Origin of the sequence: Haloarcula mannanilytica (assembly GCF_005406125.1) — an archaeon.
Taxonomy (GTDB): domain Archaea; phylum Halobacteriota; class Halobacteria; order Halobacteriales; family Haloarculaceae; genus Haloarcula; species Haloarcula mannanilytica.
Window position 1 is genome coordinate 242,797 of record NZ_BIXZ01000001.1, and the last position, 26,228, is coordinate 269,024.

Genomic DNA, 26,228 nt, shown 5'->3' on the forward strand with positions numbered 1-26,228 from the left:
CGCTCCGTGGCGTCACAGCGCCGGGCGGTCGCGGCTCCGTCCCCCTGTCCATGCAGGATGGTAACGAATGGCTCCTAAACGTTTAACAGGCAGCGACGCGACAGGAATTGATGGAGGCGTTTTCATATGTCCGAACATTCAAATCCCGAGCTGCCACCGCTCCCGTACGACTACGACGCACTGGAGCCACACATTTCTGAGCAGGTGCTCACCTGGCATCACGACACCCACCATCAGGGGTACGTAAACGGTCTCGAAGCCGCCGAGGAGACACTCGCCGAGAACCGCGAGTCCGGTGAGTTCGGTTCGAGCGCCGGCGCACTGGGCAACGTCACCCACAACGGTAGTGGGCACTATCTCCACACGCTGTTCTGGGAGAACATGGACCCCAACGGCGGCGGCGAGCCGGAGGGCGAACTCCTCGACCGCATCGAGGAGGACTTCGGCTCCTACGAGGGCTGGAAGGGCGAGTTCGAAGCCGCCGCATCAGCCGCTGGTGGCTGGGCGCTGCTCGTGTACGACCCCGTTGCCAAGCAGCTGCGCAACGTCAAGGTCGACAAGCACGACCAGGGCGCACTCTGGGGCTCCCATCCCATCCTCGCACTCGACGTTTGGGAGCACTCCTACTACTACGACTACGGTCCCGCCCGCGGCGACTTCATCGACGCCTTCTTCGAGGTTGTCAACTGGGACACGGTCGCCGAAGAGTACGAGAAGGTCGTCGGTCGCGTCGAATAACGGGGCAGTACTCGACGTTTTTTGGCTGGTGCGTGAGAGCCTGAGAGACATCGCAGTCGAAAGAAACTGAGCCCTTGTTATCTCGGTCGTCGTATCGAACAATTATCGCTGTGATAGCATTACACGACCGAATAGCAGCATTACGGGAGGATACAGTTTTATAAGAGGTGAATTAGTGATAACTGGTATGAGTCGTGATTCCAGTCGACGAACGTTCTTGAAGCGCACTGGGGCGGTAAGCACTGTCGGTCTGCTCGGTGGATTGGCAGGCTGTTCGACTGAACAGACCGGCGGCGATGGTGGAGATGGCGGCGACGGCGGGATGACCGGAACCGGAACGGATGCCGGTGGCGACGGCGGTTCGGATTCACCGGACATTCTGATGGTTGTCGGCTACCCCCAGAGCGGTGTGCAACTGTTCAAGGACTTCTACGCCGACTATGGCGACGACGCCGCCGATATTCTCGTCACCGACGGCTTGCAGGACGGCGAACTGCCGAGTAACGTCGGCGACGACATGTCGAACGTCCGCGGTACGGCCCCCTCGGCGGCCGGCCCCGGCGTCGATACGTTCACCGAGCAGTTCACCTCCGAGTTCGACTACGAGGAGGCCGGTGTGTTCACATCGCAGGCCTACGACGCGACGGCGGTCCAGATCCTCGCGAACGTGATGGCCGGCGAAAACGACGGGCAGGCCATCCGGGACCACATGCGCGTCGTCGCCAACCCGGGCGGCGACACGTACGGCCCCTCTGACCTGCCGGCGGCTGTCGAGGCGGCCGCCACGGGCGAGAACATCCAGTACGAAGGAGCGTCCAGTTCCGTCAACTTCGACGAGAACGGGGACATGGCCTCGGCGCAGTACCAGGTCTTTGGCTTCCAGGACGGCGGTGGCGTCGAAACGCTCAACACTGTCGACTTCAGCGCTGGGGACGACATCCCACAGCCGGAACCGAGCGGCTCCGGGAGCGACGCCGGTCGAACGATCAGCTTTGGCGTCCTGATGCCCGAGACCGGCGACCTCGGCTCGCTCGGCAGGCCCATCCGCGATGGCGCGTTGCTCCCGGCCCTGCAACTCGAAGACCAGGTCGACTTCGAGTTCGATTACCAGGTGGGTGACACACAGACCCAGGCACAGGCGGGCATCGACGCGGCCAACTCCCTCGTCAGCGATGGATATCCGTCGATTACCGGCGCGGCCAGTTCCGAGACGACGATACAGGTCGCCCGTAACGTGCTTATCGACAGCGGCGTCGTCGGCTGTTCGCCGGCCTCTACGTCGCCGACGATCACCGACCTCGAAGACGACGACTACATCTTCCGTACCCCGCCGAGTGACGCCTTGCAGGGACAGGTCCTGGCACAGGTCGGCGTGGACGAACTCGAAGCCGAGACCGCATCGACGCTGTACGTGAACAACAGCTACGGCCAGGCGCTACAGGAGGCGTTCGCCGAGGCGTTTGAGGCGGAAGGCGGGACCGTCGTCAATCAGGTCGGGTTCGAGCAACAGCAGTCATCGTACACGTCCGAGATCAACAGCGCGATGAACCAGTAACGCCCGCAAACGCTCTTTTTATCCGCCGAGGAAGTCCTGTCGCACCTGCTCGTCGTTAAGCAGGACCGACCCCTCGTCTTCGTAGCGGTTCTGACCCTGCACGAGCACGTAGCCACGGTCACACCGCCGGAGGGCTTCCTTTGCGTTTTGCTCCACCATCAGGACTGCCGTGCCGTCGTCGTTGATGCGGTCGATGCGGTCGAACATGTCCTCGACGAGGTCCGGGGCCAGACCGGCGGAGGGCTCATCAAGCAACAGCAGGTCCGGGTCAAGCATCAGCGCCCGGCCCATGGCGAGCATCTGCTGTTGGCCGCCCGACAGCGTCCCGGCGGACTGGTCGGACCGCTCACGGAGAATGGGGAACCGGTCATACACGTCCTCGATGCGGTCTTCCGGAACCTCGTCGAGGATGTACGCGCCCATTTCGAGGTTCTCGCGCACGCTCAGCGACCCGAACACGTTGCCGGTCTGTGGGACGTAGCTGATCCCTTCGTAGATGATCTCGTCGGGGTTGCGCTGGCTGATGTCGGTCCCGTCGAAAACGACCTGCCCGCCCATGTACGTCGTCAGGCCGAAGACCGACTTCATCACGGTCGACTTGCCGGCCCCGTTCGGGCCGACGATGACGACGTACTCGCCGTCCGCAACGTCCATGTGGACATCGTTGAGGACCTGCAGGTCGCCGTAGCCGGCGTCGAGGTCCCGGATCGCCAGCAGGCGCTCGGACGGGTCGGGAAGCGAGACGGTCTCGGACTCCGTGGCGCGCTGGCTCATACGTCTCCTCCCAGATACGCCTCCAGTACTCGCTCGTCGGACTTGATGGTCTCGGCGTCCCCTTCGGCGAGGACGCCCCCCTGGTGCATGACGATGATGTGTTCGCAGTTGTTCATGATGACATCCATATCGTGTTCGACGAGCAGGAATGTCAGCCCCTGCTCCCGGCGGAGTTCGTGGATCCGCTCCAGCAGTTTCTCTTCGAGCGTCGGATTGACACCGGCAAGCGGCTCGTCCAGCAGAATCATCTCGGGATCGGTCATCAGGACCCGCGCCATCTCAAGCAGTTTCCGCTGGCCGCCCGAGAGATTGCCGGCGTTCTCGTGGGCGAGGTGGTCGATTTCGAAGAACTCTAGCGTCTCCCACGCGCGGTCGCGCACGCCTTCCTCGTCTTTGATTACGTCGCCGCGAAGCCCCGGCGTCACGGAGCGAACGACCGACTCACCGACCTGTCCGCCCGGCGCGAGCATGACGTTTTCCAGTACGGTCATATCGGACAGCTCGCGGGCGATCTGGAACGTCCGGACCAGGCCGCGGTTTGCGAGCGTGTACGGCGCGAGGCCGGTGATGTCCTGCCCGTCGAAGGTGACCTGACCGCCGGTCGGCTCGTGAATGCCCGTGATGCAGTTGAACGTTGTCGACTTGCCGGCCCCGTTCGGGCCGATGAGACCGGTGAGCGACCCCTCGGCCACGGAGAAGGTCGCGCCGTCGACCGCGACGACGCCGCCGAACTCCTTGCGGAGGCCGTCGACTTCGAGCAGCGGGGACTCGATGGCGTCGCTCGTGACGGCCGTCTCCTGTCGGTCTACAGTGTCGGACTCATTCATCGGTCTCACCTCCTGGGCCGGCCTGTGATCTGTCCAGGCTCACGCTTGTTGCCGGCTCGTTCCGGTGACCGAGCAGCCCGTCGGGCTGGTTCTGGATGATGTATATCAGCACGACACCGATGAGGACGAACCGGAGCGTGCTGACGTTGCCGACAGTGTAAGCAAGCAGCGGGAGTGGATCGAGTGACGCGAGTCCAGCGACCGCGTCGACGATATTTCCGGGCGCTCTCGTGCCACCAAAGGAGATGTTCTCGCCGAGCCGTGCCGGGAGGTAGAACAGCAGTCCCGAGAACGTCGCCGCGCCGAGGATGCTCCCGGTGTTTGACCCGGAACCGCCGAGGATGAGCGCCGCGAACACGTAGAACGTGATCGTCGGTCTGAACTGCTGTGGGCTGACGTAGCCGGCCTGCCCGCGGAACAGGACGCCGGCCAGCCCCATCAGCGCACAGCCGATCATGAACGTCTTGATCTTGAATAGGCGCGTGTCCTTGCCAAGCGACTGGGTCACGGTCTCGTCCTCGCGAATCGCCTTCAGCACCCGACCGAACGGTGAGTTCGTGATGCGGGCGAGCACCCAGTAGCTCGCGCCCATCACCCCCAAAAGCATGAGTCCATACGTGAGGTTCGCCAGGTTCGGGCCGGAGACGCCGACGCTCTCGGCGGCGGTCACGAGCGGCTGTCCGATTCCGTTGATGAACCCCGACGCGACCTCATTCGCGGACTTGAACGAGATGCCGGTCGCGCCGCCGGTGCCGACCGGAAGCCCGAACAGCGAGAACTCGGCGAGCCCGTCCCAGTTGACGACGAGCCGGATGATCTCGGAGAACGCGACCGTCACGATAGCGAGGTAGTCGGCCTTCAGTCGGAGCGCCGGCAGCGCCGCGAGGCCGCCGATGATAGCGGCCATAACCATCCCGCCGATGAGGCCGACCCACAGCGGGAGGCCGAGCCCCGGGACCGCGCCCGCGGCCGGATCAGTCGGTGCGGTGAGAATCGCCGTGGTGTACGCGCCGACGGCCATGAAGCCCGCGATGCCGATGTTGAACAGCCCGGTGTATCCCCACTGGAGGTTCAGCGCAAGCGCGAGGATGGCGTAGCCGCCCATGAGCACGGTCACGCTGCCGATGAACCCGACGGCGAGGTTCGTCCACTCCGCGCCGCCGACAGCTATCGCCAGGAGGAGCATGATGGTCCAGATACCGGCGATGAAGCCGACCACCAGCCCAACATCCGGGAGCGCGTCGAGTCGGTCCCGGACGGAGTCGACGGCGCTCATGCCGTCGACACCCCCCCGAAGATACCGGACGGGCGAAGTAGTAAGACGACGATTAGCACCAGGAACGCGGAGGCCCGCGTCAGTCCGGAGGGCAGCCAGATCAGGGCCAGGCTGTCGACCAGTCCGATGAGGATGCCGCCGGCCATCGCCCCGTAAATCGAGCCGATGCCGCCGACGATGACGGCAGCGAAAATGAGCAGGAGGAGAATCCAGCCGAAGTTAAACGAGATTGTCCCGCTTTCCAGTACGAGCAGGTAGCCGCCGATGCCCGCCAGGCTGCCGCCCAGAATCCAGGTGAGCCGGATCACGCGCTCGGTCGGAATCCCGGTGACCCGCGCGAGGTCCTCGTTGTCGGCCATCGCCCGCATCGCCTTGCCGAGCTTTGTCCGCTGTAGCAGCAGGTGGACGCCGAGCATTAACAGGAGCGACACCACCAGCAGCGTGATCTCGTTGTCGGTGACCGAAACCGTAGAGAGAACCGTCACCCGGAGCCCGCCGCTTGCGACCCCGCTGGTCTGTGTCCCGAAGAGGAACGCGATGAGATAGCGCAGCGCGAGGGCGACGCCGATAGAGGCGATAAGCAAGGAGATGTTGTCCGCGTCGCGCATAGGGCGGTACGTGAGGCGGTCGACGAGTAGGACGACGCCGACCGACCCGACGCCGGCGACGACGAGGCCGAGAAGCACCGGCAGGAAGGTCGTCACGGTGCTCAACTGCCGGCCGGAGTTGAGCATGAACAGTTCGGCGACCGGCGCGCCGGTCCCGAGGCCGGCGGCGATGTACGCGGCGACCCACCCCAGAAACGCCCCCGCAGTGACCGTGTCCCCGTGTGCGAAGTTAGCGAAATCGAGGATGCTGTACGTCATCGAGAGTCCGATGCCGGCCAGTCCCACGGCCAGTCCGACGAGCAGCCCGTCCACCACCATCGAGAGTAATGAGCCGACCGTGAGCGAGCCACCCAGCAGTTTGGCTCCGAGGAAGAACACGGTTGTCCCGGCGAGCTTTGCGACCAGATCCAGCAGGAGGAAGCCGGCGACCGCGGCCACCGCCACTGCCCCCGGCCGGTCACCCAACACCACGCGACCGTCCTTTGCGAACGCAGCAATTCCCATAGGTTACCGTTCGTTGGACCCTCCTGTCTAAATAACCCTCCGGAAATTCGTGCGAAATGACGGTGTAGAAGCCAAAATACCGGTGTCGGAACAGGAATCTTCCCACCCTCTTGTCAGATATCGACTGCCAGATCGAAGACCGACCTACACCAGCAACCGCATTCAGCCAGTCGGAACACAGCGACGGCTGCCGCAGAGACCGTGAACGGGGCACAGGAGTAGCAAGTCCAACCGATCCAATTATCATCGTATTGAATAGTCGGTGTATCGAAAAACCACCGGACTCCGGCCTGATACTGGCGTAGAACAGAACTATTCACAGTGCTTTTATGCAGTCCATCGATGATATACGACAGATGGTACGCCTGGTCGTCGCCAGTCTCGTGCTGGTTCTCGTGTTGGGGAGCGGTGCTGCGCCGTTGGCGGTGTCACAGCCGACCGACGAGAGCGTTGGCGTCCAGACGCCCGACGGGTTCGACCGGTCGACGTTCCAGGTCACGCTGTATCAGAACGGGTCTGCGAGGTGGGCAATTATCCACAGGACCCCGCTCGAAAACGACACCGAGCAACAGCAGTTCGAGGAGTTCGCTCAGAACTTCGAGCAATCCGAACAGCCGCTGTATCAGAACTTCGTCGAGCAGTCGACAGCGCTGACACAGTACGGGACGAACGTGACCGACCGGGACATGAGCGCGACCGACTACCAACGGTCGGCGTCGGTCGACCCGCTCCAGAACACCGGGACGGTGACGATGTCGTTTCGCTGGCGTAACTTCGCCGTCGTCGAGGGCGATTCGGTCGTCGTCAGCGACGTGTTCGACGGCGGCTTCTACATCGGCCAGAGCCAGTCGTTCGTCTTCGAGCGCGGTCCCGGGCTGAAGTTTGCCGATGTAGATCCGACACCGGATTCACAGAGCGCACCGGACTCGATAGCGAACAGCGAGAGCGTCACATGGAACGGGGAGCAGTCGTTCAACGACCGCCGGCCTTACGTGGAACTGACACCGCGCGAGACCGGACAAGGCGCCGAGACGGAGGGCGGGACCACGGTGGCCGCTGACGCGCCGGGCGAGGCCGGTGGCGGCCCGTCGTGGATGCTCCCGGCCGTTGTCATCCTGGTCGCCATCGTCGCTGGCGGTGCGGCGGCGTGGCGGTCCGGCGCGCTGGCAGGGGTACTGGGAACCGATGACGATGAACCGCCCGCTTCGGCACCGTCAGTGGCGGGGGGCACGGAACAGTCGTCGACGGCTGCGCCGGACGACACAGCAGCGGGCACAGACACGCCCGCCGAACCAGCGGTCCCCGACGAGGAACTACTCACCGACAGCGACCGCGTCCGCAAACTGCTGGAGGAAAACGGCGGCCGAATGAAACAGGTCGACATCGTCGACAACACCGACTGGTCGAAATCGAAGGTGAGCATGCTCCTCTCTGACATGGAGGAAGAAGGCGACATCTCGAAGCTCAGAGTCGGCCGGGAGAACATCATCAGCCTCGCCGGTCAGGAACCGGACGCCGCCGGGTCGCCATTCGATGACGAGTGAGAAACCAACACAGGGCGGGGCTGAAACGCAATGATTATACGTATCTCCAATCTACGGATTTGTGTACGCTCCGTTGGTGTAGTCCGGCCAATCATATCACCCTCTCACGGTGATGACTAGGGTTCAAATCCCTGACGGAGCATTTCTTTCCGAACCGATAACACACACTGTCGAGTCCGTGACCGACAGTATTTGTGTCTCCCAGTCCAACCAGGCGGTATGCGCGTCGCGGTAGTCACCGTCGGAGACGAACTGCTCAGTGGCGAGACGGTCAACACGAACGCCGCGTGGTTGGGACGCCAGCTCGCGGAGCGTGGCGTCACCGTTGCCCGGACGACAGTGGTCCCCGACGAGATCGCGGACATCGCCCGCGTGGTCAACGAGTACCACGCGGAGTTCGACGCCGTCATCGTCACCGGCGGCCTGGGGCCGACCCACGACGACCGGACCATCGAGGCGGTCGCCGCGGCCTTCGGCCGGGATGTCGTCGAGAGCGAGGACGCCCTCGCCTGGCTGGAAGAACACGGCGGCTACACGCGCGACGACCTGACGGACGGGACCGGGGAAGTGCCGGAGGGGTCCCGCGTCCTGCCCAACCACGAGGGCGTCGCGCCCGGCTGTGTCGTCGAGAACTGCTACGTCCTGCCGGGCGTGCCAGCGGAGATGAAGCGGATGTTCGAGGAAATCGCGGGAGAGTTTGCCGGCCAGCAGCGGTACGTCCGCACCGTCGACGCCGACGAACCCGAGAGCGCCCTGCTCGACCGGCTGGCGGAGGTACAGGAGCAGTTCCCGGTCAAGGTCGGGAGCTATCCGGGCGACCACGTGACCGTCCGGTTCGAGGGGACGGAGGAAGAACTGGTCGAGGAAGCGGCCGCCTGGTTCGGTGAACGCGTCGAGTCACCGACGGCGGAGTGACTACCGGTAGAGGTGGTTCAGCCAGAGGAAGGTCAGGAGCAGGCCGCCGAGCGTGATGGCCGCGCCGGACGCGTTGATGATCCCTGTCTGAACGCCGCTCTGAAGTACAACTGACATAGCAGAGGGTTCTGTGCGGGGTGGCTTGAAAGGCACGCTCCCGGGCCGCTTTTGCCGCGGGGTCGCCAAGAGACGGCGAATGCGACGAATCGGTGTCGTGGTCAATCCCATCGCCGGGATGGGCGGCCGCGTCGGCCTCAAGGGCACTGACGGGAAAGTTGCGGAGGCACGTAGCCGCGGCGCGGAGCAACGCGCACCGGACCGAGCGCGGTCAGCACTCCAGTCGCTCGCCGAGGTGGGGGCGGACGTGGAACTGCTCACATACGGCGACCCGATGGGTGCGGGGATCGCCCGCGACGCGGGATTCGACCCGACGATAGTCGGCTCCCCGGCGGACTCCGAGGAGACGAGCAGCGAGGACACCCGCGACGCGATCCGAGCGTTCGTTGACGCGGACGTGGACGCGATTCTGTTCGTCGGCGGCGACGGCACAGCGGTGGACGTAGCCACGACGCTTACCGAACTGGACGCGGACGTTCCGATTCTGGGCGTTCCGGCGGGCGTCAAGGTGTACTCGTCGGTGTTCGGCGTGTCGCCGCGGGCGGCCGGCCGCATCATCGCCCGCTTCTCCGAGACGGAGCGCGCGGAGGTCAACGACATCGACGAGGACGCTTTCAGAGGTGGCGAGGTGGTCACCGAACTCCGGGCCGTCGCGACGGTCCCCGTCGCCGACCAGCGCCAGTCTGCGAAGCAACTGGGTGGCGGGAGCGTCGAGTCCTTGGCCGAGAGCGTCGCCGACGCCGTTGAACCGGGTGTCACGTACGTCCTCGGCCCCGGAAGCACCGTCGGCGCTATCAAGGCACAGCTCGGATTCGACGGGACGACGCTGGGCGTGGACGTGTGGCGCGACGGCGAGGTACTGCTCCGGGACGGAGCCGAATCGGATATCCTCGACACGCTCGGCGACCGAAACGTCATCGTCGTCTCGCCAATCGGCGGCCAGGGGTTCGTGTTCGGCCGGGGGAACCAGCAGCTTTCACCGGCGGTCATCCGGCAGTGTGACCTCGAAGTCGTCGCCTCCCGGCGGAAGCTGGACGGCGTCGGGACGCTCCGGGTCGACACTGGCGACCCGGAACTGGACGCGGAACTGCGCGGCTGGATTCGGGTACGTGTCGGCCGCCACGAGCGCAGACTGGTCGAAGTCGTCTGATACCCCGGCGGAATCAAGCCATGATAGATCGGCCGCGGTATTTTATCATGTATAGTCAAGATTAAGGTATGTGGCGCCCCACAAAGGACATATGGAAACGCGGAAAGTCCAGCGACTGGGGCCGTCGACGCTCGCGATGACGTTACCGGCGGAGTGGGCCAGCGCACACGACGTTGAGAAGGGCGACGAAGTGTCACTGCGGATGGGCGGCAAGGGCACGCTGACGGTCATGCCCGAATCCGTCCAGACTGAGGAATCGGAAGCTATCATCCACGCGGAGAACCTCGACGCCGACTCCGTCGAGCGGGCTATCGTCGCCCAGTACGTGCTCGGCCGGCGCGTCATCCACGTCGAAGCGCCGGAAGGCGAGACACTGGAATCCTCTCACATCAACGCGGTCTACAACGCCGAAACGCAGTTGATGGGGCTTGGCGTCATCGAGGAGACGCCCGACCGGATCGCGATTCGCTGCTCCGTCGACCCGGAGGACTTCACGCTGAACAATCTACTGGAGCGGCTGGAGTCCACCGGCTCGACGATGCGCAACGAGGCGGTAAAATCTCTCGCCCACGGCAACCCGGACCTCGCCCAGCGGGCGCTCAACCGCGAGCGACAGGCCAACAAGATATTCGTCCTGTTGCTGCGGCTCATCTTCACGGCCTACCAGAACCCCAACCTCGCGCGGGCCATCGGCCTCAACGACGGCTTCCCGCTTATCGGCTACCGGTCGATTGCGAAGAACCTCGAACTGACGGCGGACAACGCCGAGGACATCGCCGAGATCGCCCTGGAGACCGAGGACCACTCGCTCAACGTCGATAGCTCGACGATGCGCCGCATCCGCGAGTTCACCGACCAGGTCAACGACATCACCGAACTGGCGGTCCAGGCGGCTGTCGACCGGAACTACGACACCGCGATTCAGGTCCGGGAGCTGTACAAGGACATCGGCGACAAGGAACACGAGATCCTGGACGACCTCCCGGAGATGGACAACGATGCGCTGCTGGAAGTGCGTGAAGTGCTCGTCAGTCTCCAGCAGACCGCCGAGTTCGCGGTCCGGAGCGCCGAAATTGCGACCAACCTCGCGCTCAACGAGGAGTCCGAGCACACGACAATCGAGTAAGCTATCAGGTGCGGCCGGTCGGCGTGTTGTCACGCTACTGCGCTCTGCACTGGTTCGTCGAACGTCCTGCATTCACAGCGTCTCACACTGTGCTGTCGCGGTTCATTTGCACGCGATAACGGGATGAAAATGTCGCCGGTTTTTGCGTCCTGACACGCTAAAAGAATCATGAAGCGGACTGTCGACCAATCGACTCCTGTTCACGTCGCAGTCAAAGAGGCTGTGGCGACGCTTGAGGACTGCCATCCCACCCAACTCGGGAGCCTCAGCCTCGTCGTCGACGGTGAGCGACTTGACGCAGTGCCGAACACCCCATCCAGCGAGTCGCCGATGCTGTTCCGCTACTGTGGCTACACGGTAACAGTCGATGAGACGGGGACGCTCCGCGTCGAGAACTGAGAGCTGACAGACGGCAGTTCCGGCTACCCGAGCAAACCGTCGTCGGTTTCGGTCTCAGTCGGTGTCGCTGTTTCCGTCTCGGTGGTTTCTGTCTCCGTTGCCGTTGCCGTTTCTGTCTCAGTCTCCCCGTCACTCAGTAGCCCGTCATCCGTCTCGGTTTCCGTGGGTGTCGGCGTCGGAGTTTCAGTTTCTTCGTCTCCGTCCGGCGACTCGTCGCCCGACCCATCGTCGGGTTCGGCGCTCGTTCCGTTGCCGGTCGGATACTGCGCCTTGTTGCCGAAGATGTCCGTCTCGATTTCCTGCTGGTAGTCGATGGAGTCCAGATCGACCCGGAACTGCTCCCCACCGCCCTCAAGCACGAGGTAGAAGTCGATGTAGAGGTCCGTCCGCTGGTTGCGCTGGAGGTGGCTCACCCACCAGCGGTCCAGATTCTCGTTCTGGATGGCGGTGTTCGCTTCGAGTGTCGTCTCCTCGCCGGGGCTGAGGACGTAGCCGCGGTCGGTCTCACCCTCGCCGACGGTCACATCATTCATCCGAATGGTGTAGCCGACCTTGGTGATGGTGTAGGGGTACGGCTTGGGGTTGTACACGTCGAATCCGAGGTCAAGCGGCGTCTCGGACTGGGTGAGGTTCCCCTGGTCCCACGCGCCGCGGGTCTCGTTGATGTAGAGTACGGGGTCGGAAACGAGCGGCTGGTCGGCCTCGACGGGACGCGTCTCGGTGGCGTTGAACTGGCCCAGAAGGTCCGTCTCGATGGTACGCTCCTGACTAACGGACACTGACCGGCCGCCGAGTGTCGAAGACGTGACGGCGGAGTCGATACCGACCGTCGTCGTCTCGCCGTTGTCGATGTGGGTGACCCACCACGGCGGGATGCGGTCGTTTTGCATCTCGGTGCTGAACTGCAGTGTCGAGTTACCAGTACCGATGCCGACACCCTGCTTGGCTCCTCGTGCCATCTCCACGCCGTTCATCGAGATGGTGTAATTGATGCCGACGCCGCCCAGCTGGACGCCGACGGGGTTGGGGTTGTTTACGGTCAGAGCCGTCGCCACGGTGGTCGTCTGGTTCGAAACGCCCGCGAAGTGGTTGTCGACGGACTCGACACCGGGTGTGCCCAGCACGCCGAGCGCCACGCTGCCACCCACGGCAGCGGCGGCCACGACGAGCAAGACGCCAACTGTTTTCAACGTACCCATAGTTGCTCTCCTCTCTCCTGCGGGTAGATATATGTCCTGTGGCCCCAGCCCGAATGAACTAAGTGGGCAACACCGAAAGCGTCGTACATGAGTTCCAAGGCGTCGAAAAGCGACATGGGGATGGGCCTGGCCCTGCTGTTCGGACTCGTCTCAGTCGGTGCGGCCGTGGCCACAGCAACGAACAGCTACAACTACGCAATTTTACACGCACAGGAGCTTGACACCGGGAATTTGCTCGTGACTTCCGGCGGCGCGTTCGGGCTCGCGATGCTTGCCGCTGGCGTAGCTATCGTGGCGATTCACGCCTACGACGCCTAACGTCGGTATCAACGGAGAGACTGTGAAGGGAACCGTTAAAAACGCTGAGAACTATCCTCTAGTATGGCCGATTACAGCGAGGAAGACCGACGCATTCTCGAATATCTCCGGGACAGCGTCTCGCGCGGGGAGAGCTACTTCCGCGCGAAGAACATCGCTGAGCAGCTCGGCCTCTCGTCGAAGCAGGTGGGAGCGCGGCTCCCGCGCCTCGCTGAGGAGGCCGACGAAGTCGAGATCGAGAAGTGGGGACGCGCCAGGTCGACAACATGGCGCGTCACGCCGACGGGATAGCCGCACCCGAATTTTACACACCACGTCAATCGGTGGTTTCATCGGCCAGTAGTCCACAGTACCTTCTATGACTGTCCGGGTCGAGCGAACGATGACTGTGCCGGCCACACCGGAACGTGTCTGGGAATTCATCACCGACCCGGAGAAACGGGCTCGGCCGATCAGCGTCGTCACCGATTGGGAAGTCATCGATGACACGCACGCGAACTGGTCGATCAAACTCCCGATTCCGGTAGTCAATCAGACGCTAACGGTGAAAACCGAGGATGTCGAACAGCGCCGCCCGGAATACGCCCGTTTCGTCGGTCGCTCGAAGGTGATGACCGTCCAGGGCGAACACGAACTCGAAGAGACGGCAGACGGCGGAACGAAACTGACGAACCGGTTTATCGTCGACGGGAAGCTCCCCGGCGTCGAGCGATTTTTCAAGCGGAACCTCGACGACGAGATGCAGAACCTCGAACAGGCGCTGCGGGACGACCTCGAAGTCGAAGCATGAGACTCACGCTTGCACAGATAGACGTGTCGTCGGATTCCGTTAGCGAAAACGTCGGCCGCGCGACGACTGCCATTGAGGATGCGGCCACGGACGGCGCGGACCTCGTCGTGCTCCCGGAACTGTTCAACGTCGGTTACTTCGCGTTCGACCGCTACGCCCGCGAGGCCGAAGGGCTGGACGGCGAGACGCTCAGCCAAATCCGCAGCGTCGCTACGGAGCAGGACGTGGCGGTGCTGGCCGGCAGTATCGTCGAGGACCTCGAAGCCAGCGACGACGGCGGGTTCGACGTGCCCGATTCCGAGGGACTGGCGAACACGGCGGTGTTTTTCGACCGCGACGGGGAGCGCCAGGCGGTGTACCGCAAGCATCACCTGTTCGGCTACGACTCGGCGGAGTCCCAGCTACTGGAGGCCGGCCGGACGATTCCGACCGTCGAGTTCGAGGGGTTCACAATCGGTATCACTACCTGCTACGACCTCCGGTTTCCGGAGCTGTACCGGCATCTCGTCGACGAGGGCGTGACGCTGACGCTCGTCCCGAGCGCGTGGCCCTATCCGCGGGTCGAGCACTGGAAGCTGTTCGGCCGCGCCCGGGCCGTCGAGAACCAGCTGTACGTCGCTGCCGCGAACGGCGTGGGACAGTTCGCGGACGCGGAGCTGCTGGGCCGGTCGACGGTGTACGACCCGTGGGGGACGACGCTTGCCAGCGCCGACGACGACCCGGCGCTGGTGACCGCCACCGTCGACCCCGATCGGGTCGACCAAGTCCGCGATGAGTTCCCGGCGCTTGCGGACCGCCGGACGGACTGGTCGTAACTGCAGTCGCCGTTTTACAAAAAGCGGCTTTTGAGCGTTCGCCGTCGTTATGCCGCTCTCAGGACGAGTACGTTCCGTATGGTTTCGCGAGTCCGGGTCCTCGCTGTCGTCGCCCTCCTCCTGTTGGCCGGCTGTGCCGGCATGGGTGGGAGCGGCGATGCGGGCGAGGCGCAAGGTGGCGGTGATGGCGCACAGATGGCTGACGGCGGCGATGGTTCGAGCCAACCGGAGGCGGCGGATTCCGGGGCGAACGCCGGTGATAGTGAGAACATCCAGGCCGGCGACGCGGCGACGGACCGGGCAATCATCCGTAACGGGCGGATGGTCGTCGAGGTGGAGAACTACTCGACCACGGCCGAGGCAATCGCCGCCCGCGCTCGCACCTCCGGCGGGTACGTGAGCGACTCTAACCGCGAACTCCACCGCGACGACGGCGAGACGTGGTACACCGGCTACATCGTCGTCAGAGTACCCAGCGAAGAGTACGAACCGATGCAGTCGATGGTGAGCGAGCAGGGGACGGTCCGCTCCGAGGAGACCACGACGAAGGACGTGACCAACCAGCTCGTCGATCTCGAAGCGCGGCTGAGGAACCTCCGGGAGCGCCGCGACCGACTGCGGACATTCTACGAGCAGGCAAACAGCACGGAGGAACTGCTGCGTATCGAGGAGGAGCTGTCGTCGGTCCAGAGCGACATCGAGCGCCTGGAGGCCCAGAAGCGCTCGCTCGAACAGCGGGTCGCCTATTCGACGCTACGCGTCGAGATTCACGAGCCAGCGCCGGAGCCGTCGGCCCAGCAGGTCCCCTACCACGAGCGGTCGCTGGTCTCGGCGTTCCTCTCATCGGTGACTGACGTGTACGTGTTCACCCGTGGTCTGCTTGTGACCGCTGCGAGCCTCGCACCGTGGCTCGTCGTCCTCGCCGTTCCAGTCGTCGGTGGCCGACGGTTCCTTCGTGGGCGGTCGCTCCCGCTGGTAGGACGACGTAGCGGATCGGAGCCAGATACAGAGGACAGAGACGGAAGCGGTGAGAATCCACATCAAGAGCCAACTGACGAGTCGGATGCGGAGTCGCCCGACAACGACGCCTAGCCGGGGCCGCACACCGGGCCTTTTTTGCGTGTGCAATCGCTACTGGTAGCTGCCGGCAAGGCGCTTTTCACGTCGATGCCGGCGCTAACGCCCGTCTCGCTGCTCGGCCACTCGGCGTCGCTCGTCCGCCAAGGCTGTCCGGACAGCCTTTTCACTCCTCTCCCGGAGTCGCGGATGTCGTCGCCGCTCCTCGTCTTTCATACACTCGTCGGAGCGAAGCGTCTCATCGACGCGCAAGTGCCGAGAGCAAACGTACGGTACCCGGGGCGTCGATAGCCTAGCGCGACCGCTCCCGCGCTAATGCTTCCTCGAAGTGTTCAGGGGTAATCTCCACGTCGTCGGCGTTCTCGGTCGCCTCCTCGGGTCCGTAAGCGGACGCGACTTCTCGGATAGCCAACATCGACGCTTCCCGGACGACGGCCTCAAGCTCTGCGCCGGAGAAGCCGTCAGTCTCTTCGGCGATGTCCTCGATAGCGACCGCCCCCGCGAGCGGCTTCCCCTCGGTGTGGACGGTGAGAATCTCCTCACGGGCCGCCTGGTCGGGGTTCGGGACCTCGACGTGCTGTTCGAGGCGGCCCGGCCGCAACAGCGCGTCGTCGATCATGTCCCGGCGGTTGGTCGCGGCCAGCACGACCAGGTTGGGGTTTTCGGTGATCCCGTCCAGTTCCGCGAGCAACTGCGAGACGACTCGCTCGGTGACCTCGTTGCCCTGGCCGCGGTGGCTGGCGATGGCGTCGATCTCGTCAAGGAAGATGATGCTCGGCGCGGTCTGGCGGGCGCGCTCGAACAGTTCGCGGACCGCCTCCTCGCTCTCGCCGACGTAGCGGTCCATGATTTCGGGGCCGGCGACGTGGATGAAGTTCACGTCGCTCTCGCCGGCGACGGCCCGAGCGAGCAGCGTCTTTCCGGTCCCCGGCGGCCCGTACAGCAGGATACCGCTCGGCGGATCTGTGTTGGTCGCAGTGAACAGTTCACCGTACGACAGCGGCCACTCGATAGTCTCGGTCAGCGTCTGCTTGACCTCCGAGAGCCCGCCCACGTCGTCGAAGGTCGCCGACGGCGACTCGGCGACGTACTCCCGCATCGCGCTGGGGTCGACTGTGGCGAGGGCCGTCTCGAAATCGTCCCGGTGGACCATGCCGTCCTCGCGGTCGGCCCGGAGCGCGGCCATCGCGGCTTCGGTGGTCAGTGAGGCGAGGTCCGCGCCGACAAAGCCGTGGGTCTGGGCGGCGATGCGGTCCAGGTCCACGTCCTCGTGCAGCGGCATGTCCCGGGTGTGCACGTCCAGAATCTCCCGGCGGCCGTGCTCGCCGGGGACGCCGATTTCGATTTCGCGGTCGAAGCGCCCGCCCCGGCGCAGCGCGGGGTCGATGGCGTCGACGCGGTTCGTCGCGCCGATGACGACGACGCGGCCCCGGTCTTCGAGGCCGTCCATCAGCGTGAGCAACTGGGCGACGACCCGGTTTTCCATGTCGGCGTCCTCGTCGCGGGAGCCGGCGATGGAGTCGATTTCGTCGACAAAGAGGATGGCCGGGGCGTTGGCTTCCGCTTTCTCAAAGGCTTCGCGCAGGCGCTCCTCGCTCTCGCCCTTGTACTTCGAGACGATTTCGGGGCCGGAGATGGTGTCGAAGTAGGCGTCGACCTCGTTTGCGACCGCCCGAGCGATGAGGGTCTTGCCTGTCCCGGGTGGTCCGTGGAGCAACACGCCGCTTGGCGGGTCGATACCCAGTCGGCGGAACTCCTCGGGTTCGGAGAGGGGCATCTCTATCATCTCACGGATGCGGTCCAGTTCCTCGTCGAGGCCGCCGATGTCCTCGTAGCTCACTTCGGATTCCGTCTCAGCGGTTGGTGTGTTCGCCGCCGTCGTCTCGCCGGACGACGACTGGCTCGCGTCGCTGCCACCGTCGAGGCCCGGCAGTACCGTGACCGATGTCGTGCCAGTGACGCGAACCGGTCCCGATGGGGATGTCTTGCGGACGAGGAAGGTCCCCAGCCCCTCGATGTGTGTCCGTTCGTCGGCCTGGATAATCTGGTCGACCAGCCGCTTCCCGACCAGACTCTCGTAGTCCTCTCTGCCCGGCATCGGTTCGACCGGCTGGACGGCGATTTCGGTGGCCTCGGAGACCGACCCGCTCGTCACTGTGACCGTATCGCCGATGTTGACGCCCGCGTTCGCTCGGGTGTCCGAGTCGATGCGAACGAACGAGCCGTCGTCGTCGGCCGGCCACACCTTCACGACGGTCACGTCGTCGCCCTCGATGATGACCGGCGACCCGCTCAACACTCCGAGTTCGGTCCGTGCGGACTCCGGCAACCGTGCGATACCGCGCCCGGCGTCGCGCTTGTTCGCACCCTCGACCGTGAGTTCGACACCGGCGTCAGCGGCTCCGCTCATGCCGCCTTCTTGCAATCCGACCCCCTTGAGGGTTCCCGTTGTGTTGCGGGAAAATAATATACGGACGGCCATCCGAGTTTTTGGCATGGTTGTCCAAACCGAACGAGACGACATAACGTGGTACAAGTGCGAGACTTGTGGCCTGATGTTCGACGACCAGAGCGACGCGCGCCAGCACGAGGAGAACTGCGACGACGAGGACCCGTCCTACATCCAGTAGCGGTCCTCGTCCCCACGGTCACACGTCACCCCACGACCGGTATCACTCCTCGACGATCTCGAAGCTCCGCTCGCCGAGTTCGTCCTCCTCGAAGACGAACACGCGGCCGTTCGTCACGTCGTAATCGACCTCCACTTGCGTCCGCATCTGATTGTCTCGGACCGTGACGCCCGGGAACAGTTCGTCCTCCTCGCCGTCGTCGAGGATGACCCGTCCGACGCCCGTCTCTTCGAGAATGTCGTCGTGCGTTCGGAGGTCGTTGACGTACACGAGGATACCCGAGGTCTCCGTCTCGTCGGTTATCAGGACGTGCGTATCTTTCCCCGGGCCTGTCTGGACGCTCCCTTCGACCGCCGTCGGGACGCCGCGATAGAACGCCTGGCGGCCGTCGAGGTACTCCACGACGACCCCGTCCTCGGTCAGTTCGACCGAGACGGTGTCCGGCGCGATGTCCGACCGGTTGCTCATACCGTCTGTTCCGGCGGCGCGCTCAAAAGTGACGCGTTGTCCGTTTCGACACGTGCGCGTTCATCACCACACGCCGAACGCTCTCGGCCAGGGTGCGAAAGGGACTAGTGACTCGCCTGTCTCCGTCTCAACATGACGAAGACCCTCGTCGTCGGACTCGACGGAGCGAGCTGGGAACTGCTCGACCCGTGGATTGAGGCCGGCGAGCTCCCGAACCTGGCCGCCTTGCGGGACACCGGAACCTGGGCGGGGACACGGAGCTGTCTGCCGCCGGTGACATTCCCGAACTGGAAGTGCTACTCTTCCGGCAAGGACCCCGGCGGGTTCGGCGTCTTCTGGTTCGAGAACGTTGACCTCGCCGCGGGCGAGATAAACGTAATGAACGGCGGCGATTACGACACCGCCGAGCTGTGGGACTACCTCAACGACGAGGGACAGTCGGCTGGTGTCGTCAACATGCCGACGATGTACCCGCCGCGGGATATTGACGAACTCGTCGTCGCCGGCGGCCCGGACGCCGTCGAGGGGGAGTACCGCTCGATTAGCTCCGGCTACACGTCGCCGCCGGAACTGGCCGAGGAACTGGAGGAGCGGTTCGATTACAGCGTCCACCCGGACCCGCTGCTGTCCTCGAATGACGAGCGCGGCGCGGAGGTCGACGCCATTCTGGACCTGCTGGAGAAGCGCTTCGAGGTTGCGACGACGCTCATGGACGAGCGGGACCTCGATTTCGTCCACGTGACGCTGTTCTATCTGAACGTCCTCCATCACTTCTTCTGGGACGACGAGCCGAGCCTGCGCGCGTGGAAGCTCGTCGACGAGTGGGTCGGCCGGCTCGACGACCGCGAGGACCTGAACCTGGTGTTGATGTCCGATCACGGCTGTGACGCGACCCAGACGGAGTTCTACATCAACGAGTGGCTGGCCGAGAACGGCTACCAGGTCCGGGACACGAGCGTCGACGCCCTACTGACTCGAATCGGGCTCGACCGCGAGAACCTGCTGGCGGTGGCAAAGCGCGCCGGCGTGGTGGACACGCTTGCCCGCGTCGTCCCGGAATCCATCCAGCAACTGGTCCCGCAGAAAGACGGCGTCAAACGGGACCGAAAGCTCGAAGCCATCGACCTGGAACAAACGAAGGTCGTCGCCAGCGGACAGGGACCGGTGTACATCAACCCCCGGTTCGACGTGGAGTCGGTCCGCGAGTCGCTCATTGCCGACCTCCGCGAGGTCGCGGACGAACACGGGCCGCTGTTCACCGACGTGTACAGGGGTGAGGACGTTTACAATGGTCCCTACGTCGACGCCGGCCCGGAGGTCGTCGTCGACCAGCGGCCCGGCGTCCACGTCAACGACGGCATCGGCGGCGGGACCGTCCAGAGCGGCCCGGACCGCTGGGCGGCCGAGAACACGCCCTACGGCATCTTCGTCGCCAGCGGCCCGGATTTCGAGTCACAGGGCGAACTCGACAGAATCAGCATCCTCGATATCGCACCGACGGTGCTGGCTGCCCATGGCTGTGCCGTCCCGACCGACATGCGCGGTGAAATTCTGCCGGTGTTCGCCGAGGACCCCGATGTCGGGCAGCGGGAGCCGCTCAGTATCGCGGACGCGCTCGATGACGGTGACGGGGACGCCGTCGAAGACCGGCTGAAACAACTGGGCTACATGGAGTAGCCCGGTCTGTACGAGCGGCTGGCGTTCGGATGAGTGAACCCAATGGGATAAGTAGCCGCTCCCGATACACACCGATATGGTTAGCATCGATCTGAACAACAGCCAGCGGACGATGCTTACAACGCTGGTAAACAAGTATCAACAGACCGGTGAGGCAGTCACCGGCGAGACAATCGCGGAGGAGATCGACCGGAACCCCGGCACGGTGCGGAACCAGATGCAGAGCCTGACCTCGCTGGGGCTTGTCGAGGGTATTCCCGGGCCAACAGGCGGGTACAAGCCGACCTCGGAGGCGTTCGACGCGATCAACCGCCAGCAGATCGACGAGGCCGAGAGCGTCGTCGTCGCCCACGACTACGAGCGGGTCGACGTGACGGTCGAGGAGATCAACCTCACGAGCGTCCACCATCCGGAGAAGTGCCGCGCGCGATACCACCTCCAGAACTCGGTCCAGGACTTCAGCGAGGGGCAGGCGGTCATCCTCGGGCCGACGCCCATCTCGAAACTTGTCATCGCCGGCACGGTCGTGGCGGTCGACGAATCCAACAGCGAGGTCCTCCTCGACGTGGCGAAGATGGAAGCGCCCGTCGAAGAGCCGGAAGACTGAGCGTCCCGACCGCGCCCTGTCCCGTTCAGGGGTCGACGCGGTCGATCCACAGCGTTGGCGTCTCTATCTCGTCTTCGGTGGGGAGTGTGTCCGGCGAGTCCCAGACGCGGCCGGCCGCAGCGACGCCGCGAGCGTCGGCGACTGTGTCGAAGAACGCTTTCCCACGCTCGTATTGCTGTCGTTTCATCCCGAGACCGAGTAGCCGTCGCATGAGCGACGCGATGGGGCCACGGCCTTGGCGACGCTCGTCGACTTTCCGGCGCAGGTCGTCATACTCGTCGTCGAAGGCGCGGTCCATGAGCAGTTCTGCGTACCCCTCGACGGCGGTCATCGTCGTATCGAGTTCGCCGAGCGTCGCGCGGTCGATGCTGCCGTCGGTGAGGTTGTCGATAGCGTCCTCCATCGCAGTTTCGAGGTGGTCAGACAGCCACGGGGCCGCGCCGAACTCCGCCGCGTGGGTGACCTCGTGGAAGGCGATCCAGCGCCGGAAGCGGTCCCGTTCGACGTTCAACTGGTCGGCGACCCGGTGGATGTTGGGGCGGACGAAATACAGCGCGTGGGCGTCGTTATCAGCGAGCAGGACCGGGTCGTACTGACCCAGGACGTTGTTCCCGAGGAAAGATAGTGCAACGGCCATCGACCCGGTGTTGACCATGCGGGCGATGCCGGGGATGTACTCGGCCTGCTGTTCGATTGGCTCCATCACGCGGCTGAACGTGGCGACGTTGGCGTCGATCCAGTGGTGTCGGTTCTGGATCTCGACGGTCTCGGGTAGGTCGAACTCCAGCTGTCCCACCTCCCGGACGCGGTTTCTAGCGTCCCGAACGTCCGTTGCGTAGCCGTCGCGTTCGGGCGTCTCGACGGTGAGGTCACCCGTGTCCGTGGCGGCCTTCGCGGCGTCGGCGACGGCACTCCAGTCGATTGGCCCGTCGCCGCCTGCGCCGGCGACAGCCTGAACGCTGTGGTATAATCCCATACGTCTGAAATGTGGCGGGAGAAAATAGGCCTTCTCCCTGCGAAAACGACCAGCGGCGTTCGGTTCCGAGATAGAGAAGCGAAACGCTGTCCCTTACAGCTCTTCGTCGCTGTCGTCAGCGCCGTCAGACCCACCGAGGTACAGACGCAGGACGACCGCGACGACCGCGACGACACCGAGTGCCACGAGCGCGAGGCGACCGACGCTGGGGCCACCGCTGGCGTCGTCGTCGGTCTCGTCGCTCGTCTCGCTCGTTCGGGAGCGCGACCACCGTGATTTGCTCGTCGATTCGTCGTCATCGTCGGAGGAACTGAACGGTGCGTTCGCGGTGAACTCCGCGCCGTCGAGATGCAGTTCGAGGAGGGTAAATTCGGCCATACTGAGAGTTCGACACCGCGACTCTTAGCCGTGGCGGTAACGGAGTGTCCGTTACTCGACTCGGTCAACGGCTCGCCGTCCGCTGTTTTCATCACCCAGGAGCGATTACGCCAGGTATGGACACGCAACGACGCGAGTTTCTTGAATCGCTGCTGACGACGCCCGGCCCGTCCGGGTACGAGGCCGACAGCCAGCGGGTGTGGCTCGACTACGTCAGCGAGTTCGCCGACGAGGTCCGCACTGACGACTACGGCAACGCCGTCGCCAAAGTCGAGGGCGGCGACACGACCGTCGCCCTCGCGGGCCATGGCGACGAGATCGGCTTCATCGTCCGGGACCTCACCGACGACGGCTTCGTCAAACTGGGCCGTATCGGCGGCTCGGACAAGACTGTCTCGCGTGGGCAACACGTCACCATCCACACCGCCGATGGACCGGTCTCGGGCGTCGTGGGTCAGACGGCGATTCACCTCCGGGACGCCGACGACGACTCCGTGCCGGAAATCGCCGAACAGCACGTCGACGTGGGAGCCGAGGACGGCGACGAGGTGGAGTCGCTCGTCGACCGCGGCGACCCGGTGACGTTCGTCCAGACGCTGAGCGAACTGGAGAACGGCCGCCTCGCTGCACGGGGCATGGATAACCGCATCGGCATCTGGGCGGCCGCCGAGGGGCTCCGCCGCGCAGCGGAGACCGGCGCGGACGCGACAGTGTATGCCGTCTCCACAGTGCAGGAGGAAGTCGGCGTGCAGGGGGCGAAGATGGTCGGGTTCGACCTCGCGCCGGATGTCGCCATCGCAGCGGATGTGACCCACGCGACGGACTCACCGAACGCGCCGGGCAAAGCCGACACTGGCGTCGAACTCGGCAAGGGGCCGGTCGTCGCCCGCGGGAGCGCGAACCATCCGGTCGCCGTCGACGCGCTGCGAGAGACGAGCGAGGACGAGGACATCGACATCCAGTTGCAGGCGACGGGGACGCGCACTGGGACCGATGCCGACGCCTTCTACACCTCACGTGGCGGCATCCCGTCGGTCAACGTCGGCCTGCCAAACCGCTACATGCACACGCCGGTCGAGGTTATCGACCCCGACGACCTCGATGCGCTCGCGGACCTGCTGGCCGGCTTCGCTGTCCGAGCGGCCGACCGAGCGCCCTTTAGCGTCGACGTGTAGGACAGCACGACGGTATCACGGCTGCCACCACGCAAACGGTACGTTTAAGCGGCCGTCACTATCCAAACCGTACATGAGTGGACGACCGCTGGATGTACTCGAAGCGTCCCTCGGTGAGACAGTCACCGTACAGCTGAAGGGTGGCGAAATCTTCGAAGGGGAACTCACCGGCTACGACCAACACATGAACCTCGTCGTCGAGGATGAAGACACAACGATTATACGCGGCGATAACGTCGTCTCAATTACTCCATGACTGGCGCAGGAACTCCGAGTCAGGGCAAGAAAAACACCACGACACACACGAAGTGTCGCCGGTGTGGCGAAAAGTCGTATCACACGAAAAAGAAGGTCTGCTCGTCGTGCGGTTTCGGCAAGTCGGCCAAGCGGCGTGACTACGAGTGGCAGTCGAAAGCGGGCGAATAACACACTCAACACAAATGCACGAGAAGTGCGGCGTTGTTGGCATCTCTTTGGAGGACCGTGACGCCGCCCGACCGCTTTACTACTCCTTGTACGCGCTCCAGCACCGCGGCCAGGAATCGGCCGGTATCGTCACCCACGACGGGTTCCAGCAGTACAGCCACGTCGAAATGGGACTCGTCGGTGACGCCTTCGAGCCCGGTGACCTGGAATCGCTCAACGGCGCGAACGGCATCGGGCACGTCCGATACCCGACCGCCGGGAGCGTCAACAGCAGCTGTGCCCAGCCGTTTTCCGTCTCGTTCAAGTCGGGCTCGCTGGGCCTGTCCCACAACGGGAACCTCGTCAACGCCGACGAGATCGGCGACGAACTGGCCGAACTCGGCCACGCCTTCACGTCCGACGGGGACACCGAGGTCATCGCCCACGACCTCGCGCGCAACCTCTTAGAGGAGGACCTGGTCCGGGCAGTCAAGCGGACGATGAACCGCATCCACGGGTCGTACTCGCTGACCATCATGCACGACGAGACGGTACTCGGCGTGCGCGACCCGGAGGGGAACCGACCGCTGTGTATCGGCGAACTTGAGGACGGCTACGTCCTTGCCTCCGAGTCAGCGGCCATCGACACGCTCGACGGCGAACTCATCCGCGATGTCAAGCCCGGCGAACTCGTCGTCTTGCACGCCGACGGCACTGGCTACGACACCTATCAGCTCGTCGAGCCCGAGAACACGGCCCATTGTTTCTTCGAACACGTCTACTTCGCGCGGCCGGACTCGACCATCGACGAGAGCTTAGTCTACGAGGTCCGGCGCGAACTGGGCCGCAAGCTCTGGGAAGAGTCCGGCGTCGAATCAGACGTGGTGCTGCCGGTGCCAGACTCCGGGCGCGCGTTCGCGTCGGGCTACGCCGAAGCCGCACAGGACGACGGCTCGGACATCGAGTTCGCCGAGGGGCTGATGAAAAACCGCTACGTCGGCCGGACGTTCATCATGCCGACCCAGGACGAACGCGAGCGGGCCGTCCGCCTGAAGCTCAACCCCATCAAGTCGACCATCGAGGGGAAAAGCGTCACCATCATCGACGACTCCATCGTCCGCGGGACCACCTCGACGCAGCTGATTCAGCTGCTGAAAGACGCCGGTGCCGAGGAGGTCAACGTCCGCATCGGCGCGCCACCCATCGTGGCCCCGTGTTACATGGGTATCGACATGGCCTCCCGCGATGAACTCATCGCCGGGAACCAGTCAGTCGAGGAAATCCGCGACGAAATCGAGGCGGACTCGCTGGCGTATCTCTCTATCGACGCCATCGCGGAGACGCTGGAGACGAGCCGGACGGATCTCTGTCTCGGCTGTGTCACCGGCGAGTACCCCTACGACATCGACGGCGAAGCGACGGACCGCGAGGTTGCCCGCCCGGAGATCGGCACGCAGTCGAGCCCGGCCGACGACTGACGACACGCCGGGTCTTTTTTCGGGCACTTGATAGCTACCACACCAGATACAGCATCGCGTACACGGCGATACCCATCGAGAAGGAGATCAGCCACAGCCCCGCGGCGAGCTTTCCGGCCCGCGGGTGGTTCGTCGACGGCAATTCCGAGACCGGGTAGGTGTAGGCCAGCAACAGGACGTAGTACACTGCCGGGATAGCGGCGATAGCGAGCAGAATGTGGACGGCAAGAAACGGCAGGTAGAAGTATGTCTCGACGACCGATGGGCCGGCGAAGTCTGTCGGCCCTTCCAGCGTGATTCGGTAGAGATACAACACGAGAAACAGGGCAAACAGGCCAAAAGAGGAGAGCATCAGCGTTCGGTGGCGCGCGACATCGCCGCGGCGAATCGCCCGGACGCCGCCGACGATAGTGCCGATAACGAGGGCGCTGATCGCGGCGTTGACGTGTGGAATCGCCCCCAGTACCGTCGCGGGAGCGGCGGGGAGCAGTGACGGCGGGATCGCGCCGAGAACGGCCCCGAACACGAGCGCGAGCGACACGACCGTCAGCAGGCCAGTGAGTGCTGGCACGCGATACCGAGCCTGGAGGTCCATACCCCAACTGCGGACTGGACGCAAAATACGGTTTCGAGTCGGGTACGGCGAGCCACAGGAGCCATCCCCCGTCTCATAGTGATTATTGTAGATTATTTCCGGATAGT

Annotated in this window: 29 protein-coding genes and 1 tRNA gene; 20 read left to right on the plus strand and 10 right to left on the minus strand. The window is 64.3% G+C overall.

The window, feature by feature from the left end; all coding sequences use genetic code 11:
- Positions 1-126: 126 nt before the first annotated feature.
- Together sod and Harman_RS01170 are read left to right on the plus strand one after the other, a co-directional pair.
- The gene (sod, locus tag Harman_RS01165) at positions 127-738 is read left to right on the plus strand and encodes a superoxide dismutase (protein WP_137681997.1); all 612 of its coding nucleotides are present in this window, start codon (positions 127-129) and stop codon (positions 736-738) included.
- 187 nt (positions 739-925) lie between these two features.
- On the plus strand, positions 926-2,293 hold the full coding sequence (locus Harman_RS01170) for a substrate-binding domain-containing protein (protein WP_137681998.1): 1,368 nt from the start codon (positions 926-928) through the stop codon (positions 2,291-2,293).
- Between the two features lie 18 nt (positions 2,294-2,311).
- Here Harman_RS01170 and Harman_RS01175 read toward each other — a convergent pair whose 3' ends face one another.
- From Harman_RS01175 to Harman_RS01190, 4 genes are read right to left on the minus strand one after another with little or no spacing between them, the layout of a single operon-like run.
- Positions 2,312-3,067 carry an ABC transporter ATP-binding protein gene (locus Harman_RS01175; protein ID WP_137681999.1) on the minus strand — a complete coding sequence of 252 codons (756 nt, stop codon included), beginning with the start codon at positions 3,065-3,067 and terminating at the stop codon, positions 2,312-2,314.
- Positions 3,064-3,894, minus strand: coding sequence for an ABC transporter ATP-binding protein (locus tag Harman_RS01180; RefSeq protein WP_137682000.1), 831 nt, complete (start codon positions 3,892-3,894; stop codon positions 3,064-3,066). Before Harman_RS01180 ends, Harman_RS01175 begins: the two co-directional genes overlap by 4 nt.
- Positions 3,887-5,170, minus strand: coding sequence for a branched-chain amino acid ABC transporter permease (locus Harman_RS01185; protein WP_137682001.1), 1,284 nt, complete (start codon positions 5,168-5,170; stop codon positions 3,887-3,889). The genes Harman_RS01180 and Harman_RS01185 overlap by 8 nt, the downstream gene beginning before the upstream one ends.
- Positions 5,167-6,282: a branched-chain amino acid ABC transporter permease gene (locus tag Harman_RS01190; protein ID WP_137682002.1), complete on the minus strand. Its 1,116-nt coding sequence runs from the start codon at positions 6,280-6,282 to the stop codon at positions 5,167-5,169. The genes Harman_RS01185 and Harman_RS01190 overlap by 4 nt, the downstream gene beginning before the upstream one ends.
- Before the next feature lie 329 nt (positions 6,283-6,611).
- On the opposite strand from Harman_RS01190, the gene Harman_RS01195 reads away from it, so the two are divergent.
- The 6 genes from Harman_RS01195 to Harman_RS01220 all read left to right on the plus strand — a co-directional run bounded on the left by Harman_RS01195 (position 6,612) and on the right by Harman_RS01220 (position 11,533).
- Complete coding sequence (locus Harman_RS01195) at positions 6,612-7,826, plus strand: helix-turn-helix transcriptional regulator (protein WP_137682003.1); 1,215 nt, start codon at positions 6,612-6,614, stop codon at positions 7,824-7,826.
- 67 nt (positions 7,827-7,893) lie between these two features.
- Positions 7,894-7,968 (plus strand) — tRNA-Glu (locus tag Harman_RS01200).
- A gap of 77 nt (positions 7,969-8,045) precedes the next feature.
- Positions 8,046-8,741 (plus strand): competence/damage-inducible protein A, encoded by a 696-nt coding sequence (locus Harman_RS01205; protein ID WP_137682004.1) that lies wholly within the window; start codon positions 8,046-8,048, stop codon positions 8,739-8,741.
- A gap of 196 nt (positions 8,742-8,937) precedes the next feature.
- Complete coding sequence (locus tag Harman_RS01210) at positions 8,938-10,008, plus strand: ATP-NAD kinase family protein (protein WP_137682005.1); 1,071 nt, start codon at positions 8,938-8,940, stop codon at positions 10,006-10,008.
- Positions 10,009-10,099: 91 nt separating this feature from the next.
- Positions 10,100-11,134, plus strand: a complete 1,035-nt coding sequence (locus Harman_RS01215; RefSeq protein ID WP_137682006.1) for a phosphate signaling complex PhoU family protein — start codon at positions 10,100-10,102, stop codon at positions 11,132-11,134.
- A gap of 168 nt (positions 11,135-11,302) precedes the next feature.
- Positions 11,303-11,533, plus strand: a complete 231-nt coding sequence (locus tag Harman_RS01220) for a HalOD1 output domain-containing protein (RefSeq protein WP_137682007.1) — start codon at positions 11,303-11,305, stop codon at positions 11,531-11,533.
- 23 nt (positions 11,534-11,556) lie between these two features.
- On the opposite strand, the gene Harman_RS01225 is transcribed toward Harman_RS01220, so the two are convergent.
- Positions 11,557-12,732, minus strand: coding sequence for an LEA type 2 family protein (locus Harman_RS01225; protein WP_137682008.1), 1,176 nt, complete (start codon positions 12,730-12,732; stop codon positions 11,557-11,559).
- 87 nt (positions 12,733-12,819) lie between these two features.
- Here Harman_RS01225 and Harman_RS01230 point away from each other — a divergent pair, with 87 nt between their 5' ends.
- From Harman_RS01230 to Harman_RS01250, 5 genes are all read left to right on the plus strand, one after another.
- The gene (locus Harman_RS01230; RefSeq protein ID WP_235007133.1) at positions 12,820-13,050 is read left to right on the plus strand and encodes a DUF7525 family protein; all 231 of its coding nucleotides are present in this window, start codon (positions 12,820-12,822) and stop codon (positions 13,048-13,050) included.
- A gap of 63 nt (positions 13,051-13,113) precedes the next feature.
- Entirely contained in the window at positions 13,114-13,341 is a 228-nt protein-coding gene (locus Harman_RS01235; RefSeq protein WP_004592831.1) for a DUF7123 family protein, read from the plus strand.
- A 67-nt stretch (positions 13,342-13,408) separates the two neighbouring features.
- Positions 13,409-13,840, plus strand: a complete 432-nt coding sequence (locus tag Harman_RS01240; RefSeq protein WP_137682009.1) for an SRPBCC family protein — start codon at positions 13,409-13,411, stop codon at positions 13,838-13,840.
- Positions 13,837-14,655 (plus strand): carbon-nitrogen family hydrolase, encoded by an 819-nt coding sequence (locus Harman_RS01245; RefSeq protein ID WP_137682010.1) that lies wholly within the window; start codon positions 13,837-13,839, stop codon positions 14,653-14,655. Before Harman_RS01240 ends, Harman_RS01245 begins: the two co-directional genes overlap by 4 nt.
- A gap of 78 nt (positions 14,656-14,733) precedes the next feature.
- The gene (locus tag Harman_RS01250) at positions 14,734-15,747 is read left to right on the plus strand and encodes a DUF4349 domain-containing protein (RefSeq protein ID WP_137682011.1); all 1,014 of its coding nucleotides are present in this window, start codon (positions 14,734-14,736) and stop codon (positions 15,745-15,747) included.
- Between the two features lie 277 nt (positions 15,748-16,024).
- Here Harman_RS01250 and Harman_RS01255 read toward each other — a convergent pair whose 3' ends face one another.
- Positions 16,025-18,142 carry an AAA family ATPase gene (locus Harman_RS01255; RefSeq protein WP_137682012.1) on the minus strand — a complete coding sequence of 706 codons (2,118 nt, stop codon included), beginning with the start codon at positions 18,140-18,142 and terminating at the stop codon, positions 16,025-16,027.
- A gap of 85 nt (positions 18,143-18,227) precedes the next feature.
- On the opposite strand from Harman_RS01255, the gene Harman_RS21900 reads away from it, so the two are divergent.
- Positions 18,228-18,362, plus strand: a complete 135-nt coding sequence (locus tag Harman_RS21900; protein ID WP_268812783.1) for a DUF7128 family protein — start codon at positions 18,228-18,230, stop codon at positions 18,360-18,362.
- A gap of 42 nt (positions 18,363-18,404) precedes the next feature.
- On the opposite strand, the gene Harman_RS01260 is transcribed toward Harman_RS21900, so the two are convergent.
- Positions 18,405-18,830 carry a DUF5796 family protein gene (locus Harman_RS01260; RefSeq protein ID WP_137682013.1) on the minus strand — a complete coding sequence of 142 codons (426 nt, stop codon included), beginning with the start codon at positions 18,828-18,830 and terminating at the stop codon, positions 18,405-18,407.
- 132 nt (positions 18,831-18,962) lie between these two features.
- Between Harman_RS01260 and Harman_RS01265 the strand changes: the two genes are divergently transcribed.
- Both Harman_RS01265 and Harman_RS01270 read left to right on the plus strand, forming a co-directional pair.
- Positions 18,963-20,507 carry an alkaline phosphatase family protein gene (locus Harman_RS01265; RefSeq protein WP_137682014.1) on the plus strand — a complete coding sequence of 515 codons (1,545 nt, stop codon included), beginning with the start codon at positions 18,963-18,965 and terminating at the stop codon, positions 20,505-20,507.
- Positions 20,508-20,583: 76 nt separating this feature from the next.
- Entirely contained in the window at positions 20,584-21,114 is a 531-nt protein-coding gene (locus tag Harman_RS01270) for an Rrf2 family transcriptional regulator (RefSeq protein WP_137682015.1), read from the plus strand.
- A 25-nt stretch (positions 21,115-21,139) separates the two neighbouring features.
- Here the strand turns inward: Harman_RS01270 and Harman_RS01275 are convergent, their stop codons facing one another.
- Entirely contained in the window at positions 21,140-22,090 is a 951-nt protein-coding gene (locus Harman_RS01275) for a zinc-dependent metalloprotease (RefSeq protein ID WP_137682016.1), read from the minus strand.
- Between the two features lie 93 nt (positions 22,091-22,183).
- Positions 22,184-22,468: a hypothetical protein gene (locus Harman_RS01280; protein WP_137682017.1), complete on the minus strand. Its 285-nt coding sequence runs from the start codon at positions 22,466-22,468 to the stop codon at positions 22,184-22,186.
- 116 nt (positions 22,469-22,584) lie between these two features.
- Between Harman_RS01280 and Harman_RS01285 the strand changes: the two genes are divergently transcribed.
- From Harman_RS01285 to purF, 4 genes are all read left to right on the plus strand, one after another.
- Positions 22,585-23,643 carry a M20/M25/M40 family metallo-hydrolase gene (locus tag Harman_RS01285; protein WP_137682018.1) on the plus strand — a complete coding sequence of 353 codons (1,059 nt, stop codon included), beginning with the start codon at positions 22,585-22,587 and terminating at the stop codon, positions 23,641-23,643.
- A 73-nt stretch (positions 23,644-23,716) separates the two neighbouring features.
- A complete protein-coding gene (locus Harman_RS01290; protein WP_004592851.1) occupies positions 23,717-23,899 on the plus strand; it encodes an LSM domain-containing protein in 183 nt (60 codons plus the stop codon).
- Positions 23,896-24,069, plus strand: a complete 174-nt coding sequence (locus Harman_RS01295) for a 50S ribosomal protein L37e (RefSeq protein WP_004517916.1) — start codon at positions 23,896-23,898, stop codon at positions 24,067-24,069. Before Harman_RS01290 ends, Harman_RS01295 begins: the two co-directional genes overlap by 4 nt.
- Positions 24,070-24,083: 14 nt before the next feature.
- Positions 24,084-25,526: an amidophosphoribosyltransferase gene (gene purF, locus Harman_RS01300; RefSeq protein WP_137682019.1), complete on the plus strand. Its 1,443-nt coding sequence runs from the start codon at positions 24,084-24,086 to the stop codon at positions 25,524-25,526.
- Positions 25,527-25,560: 34 nt separating this feature from the next.
- Here purF and Harman_RS01305 read toward each other — a convergent pair whose 3' ends face one another.
- Positions 25,561-26,121, minus strand: coding sequence for a DUF420 domain-containing protein (locus tag Harman_RS01305; RefSeq protein WP_137682020.1), 561 nt, complete (start codon positions 26,119-26,121; stop codon positions 25,561-25,563).
- Between the last annotated feature and the right edge of the window lie 107 nt (positions 26,122-26,228).

Coding starts and splice junctions, on each gene's coding strand:
- sod (WP_137681997.1), top strand. CDS start 127: ATGTCCGAACATTCAAATCCCGAGCTGCCACCGCTCCCGTACGACTAC.
- Harman_RS01170 (WP_137681998.1), top strand. CDS start 926: ATGAGTCGTGATTCCAGTCGACGAACGTTCTTGAAGCGCACTGGGGCG.
- Harman_RS01175 (WP_137681999.1), bottom strand. CDS start 3,067: ATGAGCCAGCGCGCCACGGAGTCCGAGACCGTCTCGCTTCCCGACCCG.
- Harman_RS01180 (WP_137682000.1), bottom strand. CDS start 3,894: ATGAATGAGTCCGACACTGTAGACCGACAGGAGACGGCCGTCACGAGC.
- Harman_RS01185 (WP_137682001.1), bottom strand. CDS start 5,170: ATGAGCGCCGTCGACTCCGTCCGGGACCGACTCGACGCGCTCCCGGAT.
- Harman_RS01190 (WP_137682002.1), bottom strand. CDS start 6,282: ATGGGAATTGCTGCGTTCGCAAAGGACGGTCGCGTGGTGTTGGGTGAC.
- Harman_RS01195 (WP_137682003.1), top strand. CDS start 6,612: ATGCAGTCCATCGATGATATACGACAGATGGTACGCCTGGTCGTCGCC.
- Harman_RS01205 (WP_137682004.1), top strand. CDS start 8,046: ATGCGCGTCGCGGTAGTCACCGTCGGAGACGAACTGCTCAGTGGCGAG.
- Harman_RS01210 (WP_137682005.1), top strand. CDS start 8,938: ATGCGACGAATCGGTGTCGTGGTCAATCCCATCGCCGGGATGGGCGGC.
- Harman_RS01215 (WP_137682006.1), top strand. CDS start 10,100: ATGGAAACGCGGAAAGTCCAGCGACTGGGGCCGTCGACGCTCGCGATG.
- Harman_RS01220 (WP_137682007.1), top strand. CDS start 11,303: ATGAAGCGGACTGTCGACCAATCGACTCCTGTTCACGTCGCAGTCAAA.
- Harman_RS01225 (WP_137682008.1), bottom strand. CDS start 12,732: ATGGGTACGTTGAAAACAGTTGGCGTCTTGCTCGTCGTGGCCGCCGCT.
- Harman_RS01230 (WP_235007133.1), top strand. CDS start 12,820: ATGAGTTCCAAGGCGTCGAAAAGCGACATGGGGATGGGCCTGGCCCTG.
- Harman_RS01235 (WP_004592831.1), top strand. CDS start 13,114: ATGGCCGATTACAGCGAGGAAGACCGACGCATTCTCGAATATCTCCGG.
- Harman_RS01240 (WP_137682009.1), top strand. CDS start 13,409: ATGACTGTCCGGGTCGAGCGAACGATGACTGTGCCGGCCACACCGGAA.
- Harman_RS01245 (WP_137682010.1), top strand. CDS start 13,837: ATGAGACTCACGCTTGCACAGATAGACGTGTCGTCGGATTCCGTTAGC.
- Harman_RS01250 (WP_137682011.1), top strand. CDS start 14,734: ATGGTTTCGCGAGTCCGGGTCCTCGCTGTCGTCGCCCTCCTCCTGTTG.
- Harman_RS01255 (WP_137682012.1), bottom strand. CDS start 18,142: ATGAGCGGAGCCGCTGACGCCGGTGTCGAACTCACGGTCGAGGGTGCG.
- Harman_RS21900 (WP_268812783.1), top strand. CDS start 18,228: ATGGTTGTCCAAACCGAACGAGACGACATAACGTGGTACAAGTGCGAG.
- Harman_RS01260 (WP_137682013.1), bottom strand. CDS start 18,830: ATGAGCAACCGGTCGGACATCGCGCCGGACACCGTCTCGGTCGAACTG.
- Harman_RS01265 (WP_137682014.1), top strand. CDS start 18,963: ATGACGAAGACCCTCGTCGTCGGACTCGACGGAGCGAGCTGGGAACTG.
- Harman_RS01270 (WP_137682015.1), top strand. CDS start 20,584: ATGGTTAGCATCGATCTGAACAACAGCCAGCGGACGATGCTTACAACG.
- Harman_RS01275 (WP_137682016.1), bottom strand. CDS start 22,090: ATGGGATTATACCACAGCGTTCAGGCTGTCGCCGGCGCAGGCGGCGAC.
- Harman_RS01280 (WP_137682017.1), bottom strand. CDS start 22,468: ATGGCCGAATTTACCCTCCTCGAACTGCATCTCGACGGCGCGGAGTTC.
- Harman_RS01285 (WP_137682018.1), top strand. CDS start 22,585: ATGGACACGCAACGACGCGAGTTTCTTGAATCGCTGCTGACGACGCCC.
- Harman_RS01290 (WP_004592851.1), top strand. CDS start 23,717: ATGAGTGGACGACCGCTGGATGTACTCGAAGCGTCCCTCGGTGAGACA.
- Harman_RS01295 (WP_004517916.1), top strand. CDS start 23,896: ATGACTGGCGCAGGAACTCCGAGTCAGGGCAAGAAAAACACCACGACA.
- purF (WP_137682019.1), top strand. CDS start 24,084: ATGCACGAGAAGTGCGGCGTTGTTGGCATCTCTTTGGAGGACCGTGAC.
- Harman_RS01305 (WP_137682020.1), bottom strand. CDS start 26,121: ATGGACCTCCAGGCTCGGTATCGCGTGCCAGCACTCACTGGCCTGCTG.